Source organism: Chitinophaga pollutisoli (genome assembly GCF_038396755.1).
GTDB classification, from domain to species: Bacteria; Bacteroidota; Bacteroidia; order Chitinophagales; family Chitinophagaceae; genus Chitinophaga; species Chitinophaga pollutisoli.
Map to the genome: position 1 here is coordinate 711,768 of NZ_CP149822.1, position 15,453 is coordinate 727,220.

The 15,453-nt window shown below is 43.0% G+C and carries 9 protein-coding genes; 5 read left to right on the forward strand and 4 right to left on the reverse strand.

Features of this window, described 5'->3' with window-relative positions; all coding sequences use genetic code 11:
• Positions 1 to 46 precede the first annotated feature (46 nt).
• The 4 genes from WJU16_RS03005 to WJU16_RS03020 all read left to right on the forward strand — a co-directional run bounded on the left by WJU16_RS03005 (position 47) and on the right by WJU16_RS03020 (position 6,135).
• Complete coding sequence (locus WJU16_RS03005; protein ID WP_341836847.1) at positions 47 to 1,090, forward strand: protein kinase domain-containing protein; 1,044 nt, start codon at positions 47 to 49, stop codon at positions 1,088 to 1,090.
• 1 nt (position 1,091) lies between these two features.
• Positions 1,092 to 2,636 carry a hypothetical protein gene (locus WJU16_RS03010; RefSeq protein ID WP_341836848.1) on the forward strand — a complete coding sequence of 515 codons (1,545 nt, stop codon included), beginning with the start codon at positions 1,092 to 1,094 and terminating at the stop codon, positions 2,634 to 2,636.
• Positions 2,637 to 3,259: 623 nt separating this feature from the next.
• Positions 3,260 to 5,020, forward strand: a complete 1,761-nt coding sequence (locus WJU16_RS03015; protein ID WP_341836849.1) for a hybrid sensor histidine kinase/response regulator — start codon at positions 3,260 to 3,262, stop codon at positions 5,018 to 5,020.
• A gap of 23 nt (positions 5,021 to 5,043) precedes the next feature.
• On the forward strand, positions 5,044 to 6,135 hold the full coding sequence (locus tag WJU16_RS03020) for a terpene synthase family protein (RefSeq protein WP_341836850.1): 1,092 nt from the start codon (positions 5,044 to 5,046) through the stop codon (positions 6,133 to 6,135).
• A 76-nt stretch (positions 6,136 to 6,211) separates the two neighbouring features.
• Here the strand turns inward: WJU16_RS03020 and WJU16_RS03025 are convergent, their stop codons facing one another.
• On the reverse strand, positions 6,212 to 7,024 hold the full coding sequence (locus tag WJU16_RS03025; RefSeq protein ID WP_341836851.1) for a Shedu anti-phage system protein SduA domain-containing protein: 813 nt from the start codon (positions 7,022 to 7,024) through the stop codon (positions 6,212 to 6,214).
• Positions 6,958 to 8,700: a toll/interleukin-1 receptor domain-containing protein gene (locus tag WJU16_RS03030; RefSeq protein WP_341836852.1), complete on the reverse strand. Its 1,743-nt coding sequence runs from the start codon at positions 8,698 to 8,700 to the stop codon at positions 6,958 to 6,960. The genes WJU16_RS03025 and WJU16_RS03030 overlap by 67 nt, the downstream gene beginning before the upstream one ends.
• A 339-nt stretch (positions 8,701 to 9,039) precedes the next feature.
• Between WJU16_RS03030 and WJU16_RS03035 the strand changes: the two genes are divergently transcribed.
• Entirely contained in the window at positions 9,040 to 10,398 is a 1,359-nt protein-coding gene (locus WJU16_RS03035; protein ID WP_341836853.1) for a hypothetical protein, read from the forward strand.
• Between the two features lie 226 nt (positions 10,399 to 10,624).
• Here the strand turns inward: WJU16_RS03035 and WJU16_RS03040 are convergent, their stop codons facing one another.
• Positions 10,625 to 11,107 (reverse strand): hypothetical protein, encoded by a 483-nt coding sequence (locus WJU16_RS03040; protein WP_341836854.1) that lies wholly within the window; start codon positions 11,105 to 11,107, stop codon positions 10,625 to 10,627.
• A 9-nt stretch (positions 11,108 to 11,116) separates the two neighbouring features.
• Positions 11,117 to 15,292: a DUF6443 domain-containing protein gene (locus tag WJU16_RS03045; protein ID WP_341836855.1), complete on the reverse strand. Its 4,176-nt coding sequence runs from the start codon at positions 15,290 to 15,292 to the stop codon at positions 11,117 to 11,119.
• Positions 15,293 to 15,453: the final 161 nt, after the last annotated feature.

Below are 15,453 nucleotides of genomic sequence, written 5' to 3' on the forward strand. Positions count from 1 at the left end.
TAATTTAAGACCAGACCATTTTTGAATTTTAAAAAACCTATAGTTAATGCAGAATCCCGCAGAACATCTCAAAGGATTGACTTTAGAGGGTGATTGGTATGTGTCGGAAAAAATTGAACATGGTGATGATCATTCAGGAGGTAACTTCTCGATTTGTTACCGCGTAACTAAAAATGGGCATACGGCATTTTTAAAAGCAATCGATGTATCAAAAGCGATGGGAGGCCCAGACCCAACAAGGGGGCTCCAGACACTGATGAATGCCTATGAATATGAAAAGGAGTTATGTACGACTTGCGATGGCAGGAGGATGGACCGTGTTGTGCGCATTTTAGCAGCAGGCAGTACTTATCCTTTAAAACATCTACCCGTTTTCGTACCGTATCTCATATTTGAATTGGCATCGACTACGCTTCGGGAACATGTCCTGGAGACAACTCATAACATGGATAATGCTACGTTAATGCGTTCCTTGCATAATGTAGCCGTGGCCATTTCTCAACTACATAGTGCCGGGATTGTTCATCAGGATATCAAAGGTTCCAATGTCCTTCTTTTTAGCCCAGATGGCGAAAGCAAGGTTGCTGATTTGGGCCGGGCAGAAATGATCTCTAAAGAGTCTATCTATTTCCACTTTCCGATTGCGGGAGATCCTGACTATGCGCCACCGGAACAAAGGCTTAATTATATTAGTGATAAATGGGATGTTCGGAGAAGATCGACAGATTTATACCTATTGGGAAGCTTAATTTGTTTCTATTACACGCAATTCCCTATGACGGCACTCTATGAAATACATCTTGCCCCTGAATTTAAAAAAGGGGCTTGGAAAGGAAAATTCGAACAAGTCCTACCCGTGCTCAAAGATGCATTTCAGGAAATACTGGAGTTTTTAGAAGAACAATTATCTGAAACCTTCTCTGAAAAAGATATCATACAAAATATTGTGAAGCTGGTAAAGTTTCTGTGCGACCCTGACCCATCCAAAAGAGGACACCCGGATAGTCTTCCTATTGATCAATACGCTATGGAAAGATTCATCACAAGCTTTGACGTTCTCGCAAACAGGTTCGAGAGTAAACTTTTGTAGTATGGCTATTTATTTCGAACAAACTAACAGATTGATTATCCCGCGGTGGAGAAAATTCAATCCAAAATGCATTACAGCAGAACACAAACTGCTGACCCCGGAAATTGATATAAAGTCAGAACCAGCATCATTGCTCTCTTTTAACAAAAAAGAAAAAGATTGGCACGTTCATGGTTCGGTGGGCCACGCCTGGGAATTAGTGCACTCGGCTTACATTAATCAGGAATTCTCCAAAGCAAAGAATGCTGCCGCCTTCTTGAAAGACAATCTAAGTCAAATATCTCCCGCACTGCGTAAAGTAATCAATGAAATTCTGGGAGAAGATATCAGTGAACCAAATTCGGTAGCCCCCGATATTATACCGATTAATAAACTGACGGAGATAACACGCAGAGAAATAAAGTCAACTAAAAGAAAAATTTCTTACTATTTAAGAAATGAATTTCAATGGCTGGAACTAAGCCGCCTCTACTCCATCATTGGTGAACTTGAAAAAGCCAAACAATGTATTAACATTGCCATATACTTTTCGAATAACCAGAATCGATATTTCCTAAGAAGCGCTTCCCGTTTTTTCTATCATATAGGAAACTTTGAGCAAGCGCAAAGCATCATCCGTCGCTCCCCTCACCTTAAATCAGATCCATGGCTTTTATCAACAGACATATCATATTCCAACAAGATGGAACGGCATGCTGTAAACGCAAAACGTGGTCGTGAAATCGTAGATTCTAAAAACTTCAGCAACGAATCAATTACTGAACTTGCGGGTGTTTTAGGCACCATGGAACTAAAAAATGACAGTGTAAAGAATGCAAGAAAACTGACCAAACAATCTTTGCTTGCACCCAATGATAATAGCTTGGCACAGGCGGAATGGATTGCTCATGAAATCAGTGAAATCTCCATTGAACCATGGCTTAATAAAATGGAATTAGGCTTTGAAGCTAGAACGCTAGAATTCCTGCACAACAGAAACTATGCAAAGTGCCTTCACGAATCCTTATTGTGGGTAATGGACCAACCTTTCTCAAAACGAGCCTGTCATTTTGTTTCTTATTTATGCACTGGTTTGACAGAGAACTATGAAACAGCAATCGAAGTTGGGGAATTAGGCGCAAAGACTAACTGGGACTACTTCCCCATTATTAATAATCTCACATTCGCTCATATTTCCGCAGGGAATCTAACCCGCGCTAAAGAACTACTCGAACATATGACAACTATGTCGATGTCGAGCAGAGAACAGTGCTTTGCTCTTGCCACTGTAGGATATTACTACTATCGTTCAAAGGAATATGTCGCAGGGAGAGAATCTTATCAAAAGGCCATAGATTTAGCCGCCAAAAATAATTATGATGATCTTAAAAAATTGGCCACAGCAAATTTACTACGCGAAGGCTATTTAGCCGGTGAATCACAATATGTAATAGTAATGGCTGCGTTGGAAAAAATTTCAAAAGATGGAGAAGATCTCAATTTAGAGGAGCAAATAAAGCATATTATCACTTCTGTTAAAAAAGAACACGAAGTAAAAAATGTATAGAACGACATTTCGGGCACACTGAATTCAATCCGACACATCCCTTCTCCCGACCAATAATAATCACTGCACCCAGTCATAGTTGATTGGTAAAAATAGAATTGGGGCCGAAAAAGCCCCAATCTATCTCTTCATTTTCAGATTAAGAAGGTCCTTCCAGAGCAGTCCTGAAAGGTCCGCCAGTCTTTCAACAAATTGACCAGTCTATATATGTTGAAATAGTGGCAGCAGCAAAAGCTGTTGTGATAAATTTATATAATTAATTTATTCGTATACCATTGGTTGATAATTTATTGACAAATTTCAGCTACGCGCATCACATGTTTTTAACCATAATTCTTTATAATTTTTTTCCACAGGCCTGCGAACTTCATCATACAGTCTTCAATTTACCTCACTTACTTGTTTGTTTATTAACAATCGATTTTTCATCCGTTGCCTGGGTTCTAAGCCACAACGGAGAACTGTTAATTGCTTTAGTAGAATGTATTTTTCGGTTACTGCAAATCGTTAGCAATTGATTAACAAACTCAGGAACGTATTACCTATAACTTTATAACAGTTTGAGAATTAATAGCAACTCCTCCTACCCATGTTGCAACTCATCTTAGCCCAAAGAACACTTTATGTCCCAAAAAAATCCTCAACACAACCGATTTTCATTACGCGAACAGTTCACCAAAATCAGAAATGCTGGCGTTCTACCTTTTGACACCGCTCCCCGGACAAGCGGATTAAGATTTATGAATCTCTCTAGCTTAGTGGCCGCTTCATTCGTGCTGTTCTTTGGAGTTCCTTTAGCCATAATTTCCGGCCAATATTCAATACTAATTTTAGCAATACCCGTTTCCTTTCTTTTCTTCTCTGTTATTATTTACAATTTTCTAAACAAATTTATTGTCGCCGTTTGGATTTGGCAGTTTACGTTTTGTATTTCCACTTTTGTATTCGGATTGCTTGAAAGGGAAGTAATCGATGCGACACATATGATCCCTTTCTTGGTGGCAGCGCCTGCGTTTGTATTATGGAAAGCCGATTATAGATCACATACGCTTCCAGCTTGTATCCTTATGGCAGTTATCACCTACGTAGGCATGGAGATCAGTGCGATGTTAAATCTTTTACCCGCACTTCCATTAAAGGAATATTATTGGTATTTCCGCCCGGCCACGCTGGCAACGATATATTCTTTGAACGTCATGGTATTTTGGAAACTCCTTAAAGAAATGGATGTCGTTTTTGCTAAATTGGCGAAAGCCATCCAGGATGAAAAGCGGGCCAAAGGACAAGTGGAACGCTACGCTGAACAGATGCAGTTGTATGCAACCTTGATCACTCATGAAATAAAAACACCCCTATCCGCGCTGAAATCGATTGCCGTTGCTTTCCAAAGCACCGTCAACAGCGAAGAAAAGTCCAATTATATGACGCGAGCAGATGCTTGCGTCAACCACCTGCAAGCCGTAGTCGATAACGCGCAATTGCTTGCCAAGCTCAATTCCGGCGAGTCACCTCTTTTGGCTAACGACGCTTTCAGCATTCGCGCCCTCATTTCAGAATTGGTCTCATTTTATTCCTACGAAGCGCAGAAACATCGCGTGACGATGGTGTATAATTGCGACGAAGGCACGCCCCCATATATTGAGGGTGACCCTCAGTCCATCAAACAAGTTGTAACCAACCTTATCAGTAATGCGATAAAATTTTCAAGGAAGGATACCACGATTGTTGTGAGGGTTTCTAGCACAATAGAAAATTGCAGCATAACGGTTGAGGATCAGGGCAAGGGAATAGCGCCCAGCGCCCTGAATAGAATTTTTGATAGATTTTACACTACCCCTGATGGAAATAACAGAGGGGTGGGTATTGGGCTCTATGTTTCCAGCATGTTGGCTAATTTGATGAAAGGAAGCTTGAATGTTGAAAGTATTGTAGGAAGTGGTTCAAAATTCACGCTTTCCATACCACTACTCGGAAAAAAATCTACTTCAACAGAAAACAGGAATTGGCAAGGATATCGGATATTAATAGTTGAAGATGCCGTTTTCTTGGCAGAAATTACAGCTGAACTATTGGAGAAGTATGGTTTTACAACAAGGCTGGCCCTTTCTGGCGAAGATGCCATAAAACAAGCTATTCAGTTTGAGCCGCACCTGATTCTATTGGACTTTTCCCTCCCCGACATGGATGGAATTGGAGTGATTAATAAATTACAGCACCATCCCCTATTGGAAAGCATTCCCGTTTTTATCTTGACTGGGCAGCGAATGGATAATTTAGATTGGTTGTATGTACGTTCCTGTGGCAAAGTGGTCGGTTATATTCATAAACCATTTGGTAGATCGGGAATTGATCAAGTCTTAAACTACTTAGAATCTACAATGTAGCCGCCATACTGCCTACCTAATCCATGCCTGCAATATTCTTGCAGGCATTTTTGTTAATTTCCTACTATATCACAATGATGCGAATGATCGCGTTAACCAGTAATAACCTCATCATGGACACTATCACCTTACCCCGTCGGCTGTATTGCCCATTCCCGCCTCGCATCAATAAACAAGTTGCGAGGGCCGAACAACATACCCTCTCCTGGGTGCGAAAATTCGGCTTGATTCAAGGCGAAGAAAAGATAGAAGTGACACGTCGGCAAGGATATGCATATATGGTAGGGCGCATGTTTCCTGATGCCGAAATCGAAACATTTTGCGCATATAATGATCTTAATACCTTGTTGTTCTTGGTCGATGACTATCTGGATCAGGAAGAACTGACGGTTTCAGGCGGTAATTCAACTGCAGCCATCGAAACCTTTATCGCCGGTATTAAATCAATCCTATACAATCCGGAAATAGAGGTGACAGGCAGTGAACCGGTCCTAGATGCGTTTGCCGAATTATGGGGAAGAATGCGCCTCATGGGTAAACCGGATTGGGTGAATAAATACCGTGAGAGCATTGCCAGCATTTTCGATGCAGCCATGTGGCAGCATCGTAATATCGAGGCTGGGACTTGGCCCACTGTACAGGAATTCATGCTCCGGCGGCAGTACATCGGCGCCGCAAACCTAGCCACTGACTGTGTTGAGATGATCTATGACCTGGATCTTCCTACCGAAATTTGGGATACGTGGTGGATGGTGGGCATGACTGAATTGTGCAGGAATACCATCTGCTGGGCAAATGATCTATTCTCTCATAGCAAGGAGCTCTCCACAGGTGAATATCATAATTTAGTATCCCTATTTTCTTATCACCAGGATCTAAGCCGGGAAGATGCCATTGAGGAAGTTATACGCATTCACGATGCTCAGGTGGCAGCTTTTATAGCAATCAAAGATACCCGGCCTGCAGCTCCGCCGCAACATGAACCGCATGTTGTAACATACATTTCGGTTTTAGAATCCATCATGCGGGGAAATATTGATTGGAGTGATCAGGAAACGACGCGTTATCCGCACCGGTATTTGCATGAGATTCGTGATCAAAAAGTACAATATTAAATATACTTTTGACAGTTTGTTAGACGCAAAGCGCATTGACTTTGCGGGATATCATATTACTTACGGATAGATAGAACTATTCGCCCGGTTCCTGCTTTGAGGAAGTAAGCCCTATCCAGAACTCCAGGTAACCATATGCCTGAAGGTAGTCCGGAAGTTCGCTTGAGGGCCGTGTAACGGGGTTCTTTCTCACACCCCAGAAGTGATCTGGCGAATCTTTGAGCATCTGTAAAGAACGCTCGAACACGTTCGATGATCTGACTTCTATATGAGATTCGGTATTGTGACTTGCCCTCCACGCGACTGCATGCGATTCCTTCCAGGCTGCTCCGCTACCACCAACCACAATAATGCGCAATCTTGTAACTGCTCCGAATAACTTCTTCCTAAGTTCCGAATTGTTGGTAATCTCCGTTCGCCAGCTTTGTACTATATCAATCGATCGCGACAATGATTGCGACGGGTATTTCCCTTCCATTACCGCCATAGAAGGTTCAGTGATTTTTACAAGTACCCACTCAGGCCCATCCGAATTATCGTTAAGCCATACAAAGTCAATTGTCTCGTCTGGAGATATTCTAACATCTCTGAAAACCGGCTGCTGAAAATCCTTTCTAGACGCCAGTTCTATAAAAAGAAATGGATTATCCTTTAAAACTGCTTTCAACTCCACTGTGTCATTGGAGACAATTGCATGTCTGAGCGCTTTTTCGACACTTTCGCTGTCCCATGGAACCAAATCTTTATCCTGCTGTAATGCTGCGCCGGTCATGGAACCATCGGATAAAAATGGTTTAATTTGTTTAGGTTCGAGCTTCTTTTTTACAGAAACCACTTCGCGAAACTGATAGTCTGGAACATCATCAAGCTTTCGCTGTAATTGATCCATCCCCCTTCCCTTGAAAGATCTATGATCTCGCGGTCCTGCAGTGCATTAGGTATGATAATATCACTATATCCTTCCAAAGCAACCAGAATATATTTTTTAGGGTATTTAGGCAAATCAGAGATGATATATCGAAACTCTGTCCCAACACCGCCCTCGAAATTGTCAGCACGGGTTTTGTATTTTTTGCTTAATACGATAATTACCTTATCGGCCCGAGTAAGTGTCCGGTACATCATCTCTTTGAAATGTGTCGCAGATTCTTGCTGGCTTAGCAGACGGTCGACTACTGCATTATAGCCAAGGCCACGCAGATGGTTGGTGAAAGATATTACACGTTCGTTGTGCTCATCATCTTCCCATGCATAGGTAACAAATACCAGTAACGGACTATCCTCCTTTACCGATAAAACAGGTTCATTTTGATCCTCCATATCTGTTGGAGCTTGAATTATTGAATGAGATGCGACGTTTCCTTTCGTAGCATTTATAAACTCGCGAAAATATTCGATTGTCAAGAACTCGCCATATCCCTCACGGTCGGCGGGATGCCACTGGTAAGTCACCTCAAGCCAACTATTAAATTCATTGTTGGTTTTTACCATTTGTACTGCCAGAGATTGATGGTCCTTTGACTTTGAAACAATATCTTGTTCGACGGCTGCTAAATAGAGATCATTAAATTCACTGAATCGTTTAAATGGTTCCTCTGACTGAAATTCAGTTTGCTTTGCTAGTACATCGACTGGAATACCGGTCCTGAAAGAGGTATTGAAAAGCGACTCCAAATATCGAAAGCGCTTATGTGTTTCGGCGTTTGTCTTACAGAACTCCTTTTCCGGTGTTGCTTCAGGATAGGCCAAGAATTCTTTACAAATGGCCTTTAATGTCCTGTCAGCGTCAGGATCAAGATTATCGACCGGGTAGCCTCCGTTCCACTTTAAAATGAATCCTAACAAAACATGCTTTTGGAGATCACTAAAACGCAGCGCACCAAGGTGATCAAGGACTAGCTGAGTATTGATGCGGTTACTGGCAACGAATTCACGCTGCGCTTTCAGCAGGTTCATAAATGGCAATAGCTCGAATGCCCTTGTACCTGGACCGTCGGTAAAGTACTCAATTGTCTCTTTCACTAGCCTCTGATTACGAATATTATTTGGGTTGGTGAAGAATGTCAGGTCGTGATTGGTTGAATGTATTGTGTCTGATGACATGTGATTTTGTGTTTGGTTTTGGTGGCGCTCAACTTGCAAACTACTTTTGAGTTTATCGAGCATCGCTTTGTACTCGGGTGTATATTCAGACCGGCACAAATGGTCAGTTTCAAAGCTTTCCATTCCCTTTAAAAACACCTGAACATCCCCATTTTCAAGCAGCTTAGTTACAATATTGGTATGCAACCACACTTGAATATTGTGAAGTCGGGTTTGATACCCTGTCAATTTGAGATCATTGCGGTCGATAACCCAATCTCCGTCTTCGATTACCAGGTCGTTATCGCCTGGTTGACCAAATCCGTCAAGCAAATAGGTTATATCTTTATATAAGATTTCATCAAAATACTTATTTTCAGCACGAAGCGGCTCCAAAACTTTCTCAATGAATTCGTCAAGTGCCAGCAGTTCAGTGTTTCGAATTTCCTCGATAATATCTATATATTCTCTACGTTTAAGCATAAACCGTTGACTTGCTACGAATATAACAATTATTCCGAAGAGGGCATTTCCCGAAGAACTAAACCCTTTTAATAGGCATTGTCGGAAAAAGGTAAGAAACAACTTGGGGCAGATTCCCGCTGATTAGAAATGGGAACCCTGAACTGCTTGGGAGTGTATTTTCTGAATACACCTCTGCAATTGACTTATTCTGCTTTTGTTTTTGAAATCGATTATTTCCGCCTCATGGTGAAAAGTGGCAACTCCCGCCTGTAGCCGACAGCATCTTTGTTCTGTCCTTTATCGGCAATACTACTAAATCAAAGTAACTGCCACTATTTATTCACCAACGCCAGAAATATGAAATATACATCCATTGTGATGCAGCTACTACTTGCTGCTACGCTACTCATGTTCTCCTGTAAAAAAACACCAACACTTTCCAAGCCCTACACAAGTTATCAAGCTCCGTTCCCTGAGCCCTACATGAAAGAAGAGCTTGATCATCGCCTCCAAACCGTAATCGGCGCCCTGAAAGCAAATCCCAGATCTGCCAGAATATTTGCTGAAATGAGCCATCGTATTGGTAAACCCTATTGGTCCAAAACGTTGATAAGTGAGCAGGGGAATAGAATTCTATGTTTAGTCCCACTAAAAAAATCAGGAGACAGCATGTTCAAGGCCTTTTCTGCTCTTCAGTTGGACACAGGAATCCATATTTCACTATTTCGCAAGGATCTATTTAATCGTTATCGTGCAGCTAAAGAGGGCCCAGGCGTCGTTAAGATAAATCACGCGCTCAATGCCCTTAATAATTATGGGTTCTCATCATCGGTTTACGACCAGAAGAGCTTAACGCTATCTGAACTGCGGCTGATGAGCACACTTGCCTCCACATCACCAGCATCAATTGCAACAAATGGCTTAGTGACAATGGCAACCTGCTACACCTGGTCAACTTGCATTGGAGATGGATTTGGAAATTGCGAAGGCCCTCGCACCTACTTCCGGCAATGCGTGAGTGATTTTGTGTGGTTTGCTGATTACCCCTATTATTCAGCTTCAGGAGACTTTAATGGCGATGGAGGATACGGCATAGATCAACCAGACCCTGCTGGTGGATCTAATTCGTCCGGCAATAGCAACGCCAATATGCCCCCTCCAAAAGAAACTGTCCCCGATATTCAAAAGTACCTGTCTTGCTTCAACGGTAACCAATCCGGAACGGTTACTTTCTACGCGGACCAACCAACAGCAGGTACAAACGAACCGGTCTCTATTCTTGGAGGCATTGGCCATGCGTGGATTATGATAGAACAACAGCTTCCTGGTGGCGCGATAGTTCGCCGATCCTTTGGCTTTTACCCCCAGAAGAAAGTCAATCCTTTTGGCAATAAATCTTCTGCAGCAGCCATTGGCAATGATGCCGGCCATGCCTTCAACGTCAGCTGGTCAGCTACCCTACCTGCGACACAATTCAACGCTCTACTGCAGTCCGCCCAAAGCTATATCCACACCTACCATCTTGCCAATTACAATTGCGTCAACTATATAATTGATGTAGCCGCCGGCGGAGGAATTTCTTTGCCTCGGAACAAAACCAATTGGATTGTGGGATCTGGACTGAATCCGGGCAGCTTTGGAGAAGATCTCCGTCAGCTACCTGGTTCCAGGACCCAAAAAGGCAATACGCCTGCCAATGCCGGCTTCTGTCAGTAAATCCCAGCCCCCCTTTTTACCCCTCCTTTGCCGCGTGAAGGCCGCAATACATGCGGCCTTTCTTTTCGTTATACCATTTGAGGAACTGATATCACATGCCTACTATCAATCACACCAAAACAAGGAAGGCCCCAAAAAGGGCCTTCCGATAGATTGAGTACCGTTCTTTTAAAGTCCAGGTACATCTGATCTATGGACATCGATTATTCCAAATAGTAAAATATTTTCAAAACTCAGTAAAGTGTAGACAGCTCAGCTGCCATTTTCCCTCATTGACAATAACGCGAACCGCTTGCACTGTCAATTCGTGAAAAGTCCTTGGCCTGTTTGCTTCTTCTTTTCTTAAGGTGAGGGTATCCCAGTTCGCAATCAACTCAGTAACCCTGGGACTGAATTGAATACTTTCGTCAGTTTGTAAATTTGGGTGTGTATAGCTATAGTTACTCTCTCCTCTCTCATTCCAGATACGGTATACTCGCTGGCCAGTCTGATTTCGTGTCTTGGCCATGACAAAGAATGTATCACTTTGAAGATTGAGAAAACTGAGCTTTCCATCATGAAAAAGCTTCATTCTGTTGTGATGATCCAGATTTTTCACAGCCGCTTTGTTGTCAAAACAATCTTTCTTTATTCCGCGCGACAGACCTTTAAACCCGGATGGGTTACAGGAGGCAATTGCTATCAAAAAAAGGAAATAAAATGTTTTCATGATATACGTTTAATACTTGTAAGCTATTTTTGGCTTCACCCATTTATAATCCGTCATATCACCAATCATATAATACAAACTGGTTCTGGTGCCCGCCCTAATCAATCTGGTACTTTCGATCCCTCTATCAAACTCGTCTTTGGCATAGTGGGTTCGTAAAGGTAGTCCATGCTCTGCGCGAATCTGATTTTCAACATGGGAAGCGGATAGTTCCACATTCCTAATTGCCGGCTCAGCTCCCAGTGCTGGAATCCATATACCAAAATCTGCTGTGAACTCCCACAAATCCCGAATATGCGCCAGTTCATGCGCCAGGGAAATAAACGTTGGTGTAATTGCATTACCATCCGAATTCGGCACACCCGGACCCTTTTCGGGATTCCACAGAACATATAATCCAACAGAGGCCTCCGCAGCATTCTCAGGGCCCTGACATAGCTCTACTGAGCGTTGATTATTGGCCACATCCTCTACCAGCTTTTTGCCAACAGGCCCTCCGGTTCGTATACATTCCAAAGCTAGGGTTGCCTGCTGGATCATTACATTATCACCTTCATATCTATTACCTTGTGCGTCAACGAAACCATAATTGCCATTCTCATCCGCCTGGTAGGTATACCGCGAATCCACCATGACGTCATTACCGTTTTCGTCTTTTACAACCGTCGTTACGACGATGATGATGCTGTCGCCATTGACATCGACCATATTAATTGGATTGTTGGCCGCATACTGGTAAGGTGACAATGCTTCGTATTTGTCCGCAAAACGGTCTTGGGTAAAGAATCTGCCTATTTGATTATCATACATCCGGGCACCGAAGTCCAGCCACTCCAAACCCGCACCATCTGAAAACTCCCTGCGCTGTTCTTCTTTACCGCTGAATTTGACTTTGTTCTCCAACGCGGCTGCAGCCATGGTACTAATACCTGCCATCGGCAACCCATATGGATAATAATGAGCCTCCTGCAAAAGCGGACCGCGGGTATGGGTAACTTGCAGATTGTCAAAATAGACATCTACATTAGGCGTTTCATTAGACACCCAAATATACAGATAACCACTTTTAGTAATCTCTCGTCCAGTAAAGAGATGGAGTTTCAGTTCCAAATCATCGCCGACGGCTTCAAATCCGGAGTTCTTGCCATTGTTTGTAATCACCGGTTTAAACTGCTCATCCAAAAGCAAATAATTTACATATGCTTTCGGTTTTGTCGGTGCATATCCACCATCACGATTTCCAAGGAAGGAAAGCATGCCTGGATCAAACGTGCCGTTGATTAACTGACCTCCTACAATTTTGCCAGCAGAAACACCTGGCACACCGGCAGCAAGTGCAGCCACAAGCGATGGTAGCGGACTAATTGGAGCAGAAGGTGTAGTGCCATTGAGCTTATAATAGCTATTGCAGCGGAGGTTGAATTTATCACCGGCCATCACCTTTAAGAGGATGGAAGGGCCAATCTTTTGGCCATCGCCTCTGAGCTTTGCTACCTTATCATTGGGTGTCGTATAGTTATCGGCGGGATACCCCGCAGGCTTTGTCGATCTGGTTGCCGGCAAATTATTGTAATACATCTCCTCGATATCATCCTGAGCATCTTCCATACTGGCGTTTACATAAGCATCCGTTTGCTGCTGATCCGTTAATATCAATCGGACATTACCGAGGTGGTCCTTTAAGAAATAATCCCATATAAGGGTCGCGCCTTTGTATCGGGCGCGACCTTCCTCATGAACAAATGAATAGAGCGAATCCGCGTAATCATCCGGAAGCGGTGAAGCGTGCGCACTTGAAACATATGTACAACCATCAAGATAAGTCTCCGTGATCGTTTTAACAGGAGTCACTGTACTATCGACAATAATTTTTCTCAGTTTGTTTCCAGCAGCATCATATACAAATGTCACGGTCCCTTTTCCAGGAACTTTTATGACCGATGGCAAATTGAGGTGATTGTAACTGATAAGACCCAGATCCTTATTCTTGTCTGTAGTCATATTGCCATTCACATCATAACTATAATCTGTTGCCGCCCCTGTTTTACCTCCTCCAAGCGAAGCCATATAAAGGTTTGAGCTGCGGAAGTCACCGAGGCGGGTATCAATATCATTTTCTTGATCCAACACACTTTTCAAACGGTTTGAGCTATCAAAATAAGTATAAGAAAGTGAGTCAATAACTCGGCTGCCGCCAGGCTTCCATCCAGACTGAAGCATAGCCGTTATATTGCCATTCACATCAAAAGATGCGGCACGCATAGAAAAATCCAAACCTGCCGATGTATTATAAGCGGTGCCATTCAACTGCGTGAAACTTGCACTGATTAATCGATTTGCCCGGTCGTATCGATAATCGAACTTTCGTGTCTGATCGTCGCCACTACTCTTCCAGGTAATTCCAGCCACGTTTCCATTGAACTGCTTCACACCGAAAACATTCGTATTTCCATTAATTTGTAAATTATCTTTATCATAACCGATCTCGTATCCAAACCAATTTGTCGTACTGGCCGTATCTTGCAGATATGCTTTATTGGCACCGGTGAGCCAACCACGAATATTGTATCCATATTGCATCACTTCCATTGGACCACTACCCGCACTATTTGTTCCAATTTTACGCTGAGCTACTTCACCAAGAGCATTGTAGGAAATTTCAGATATGGTTTTCATCCCTGTAAAACTTAATCCCTTTTCCACCTTTACTATTCGATTTAGATCATCATAGGTGAACTTCGTACATACCGGCAGATTCTTCGGGTTCGGTGCAGCCTTGACTGAACGCTCAACCTTTCTCAGCACATCGCCAGAAAAGTTGTATTGAATCGATGAGATACTTACAGCTCCTGAAATGTTCTTTGTTTGTGTTTGAATCAATCGTGAAAGATCATCATAATAATTCACCGTGACCAAATAGTCAGAAACCGACCCTAAAACTTTCGTCTTCACATATGTTATTAAGTCTGTGGTCTGCTTGCTCTGCGTCCAGGCAGTGGCAAACTCCGGACTGGTATTGAGTGAACCGGTAAAGAATGACGTGGGATCGGAGGTATTAGCAGTCGAACTGAGCCCTGCTGGTAATCCGGCATAGTCATCATAGTGGTATTGCACGAGTTCTTCGACACCACTTAAATTGGGATATGCGGTACTGGTAGCTGCCTGTGTCGCATGATACTCCCGTGTCTGGTTATTGGTAAACAAGCCGGAGGAAATCGCTCTATTATGATTATCATAACTTACATACGCCCATTTCACAGGAGTTTCTGAGCGCTGCATGGCGTCCTGGCTTAGCACCATTCTGTTACGCGCATCATATACAAAAAGTATTTCACCTGCTCCGGGACTTTTTCTTCGAATCACCCGGCTCCTGCCATCATATTCATACCGGAAACACTGTTCATTAAGTACAGTTGACTTGTTCAGCAGCCAATTACTACGAATTAAATCCACACCTTTAGGTTGCAAAATACACCGCAGGTTTTCCATGACGTCGTATATAAAATATGTACAAATCCAACCGTCATATCCTTTTCCAGCTCCGCTATCGGGATCTGCTGTAAGTTGCACTTTCTTTAGAATAACTTTGTTTGATTTATTCTTAAACTCAATAACCTGGGCGCCATTCTCATCGATTGTAATAGTCTTATAAAGGGTCCCTTTGGCGTAAGTGCCAGAAACGCTGTATGTTCCAAAACTATTGGTAACATTAGTTACTGTCCAACGTTTGACATCATCTATTGCTGTATTGGTAAGAGAGCGAAATACAACTGCCCGGTCACTTCCCACCCAATTCGTACCTGCGGAGGCAATCTTTTCCAATTTTTCAGTTGGAGATGCCTCATATCCACTCATACCATAGAAATGGGTTTCACCCGGGTATTGGGCTGAGTTAAAAACAACCTGTTGCGCTATGGCGTTTCTTTTCAGCAAACCATCAGAAATATGTGTGTTTCCACCCGTATTATTGGCAGCAAAAGGCAAATGCTTATAAGTTTCACGCCCCATCCCATCATAGTAATTGACGGTTACCATATCAACCGCCGAGCCGCCGGTAGTTAATGATCCCTGACGCATGACCTTTTGCATCTGTCTCCCCAGGGCATCGACGTAGGTGGTTGTCATTTTAGCTTCCCGAAGAGGCTTGGCATTAATATTCCCGGAATTCTGTTCAGGAGCGCTCATCTCCCACGTCCGCGCATAGTTTACCTTATAGGATCCTGCCACGGCTGAAGGTGCTGCCACTATTGGCTGCTGAATGGATATACGGATCGGCGCGCTTGCAGCTATCTCTAAATCTGAGGTTACGGACCTTTTGTACCATGTGGGAGAAGTGAGCGCCGGAG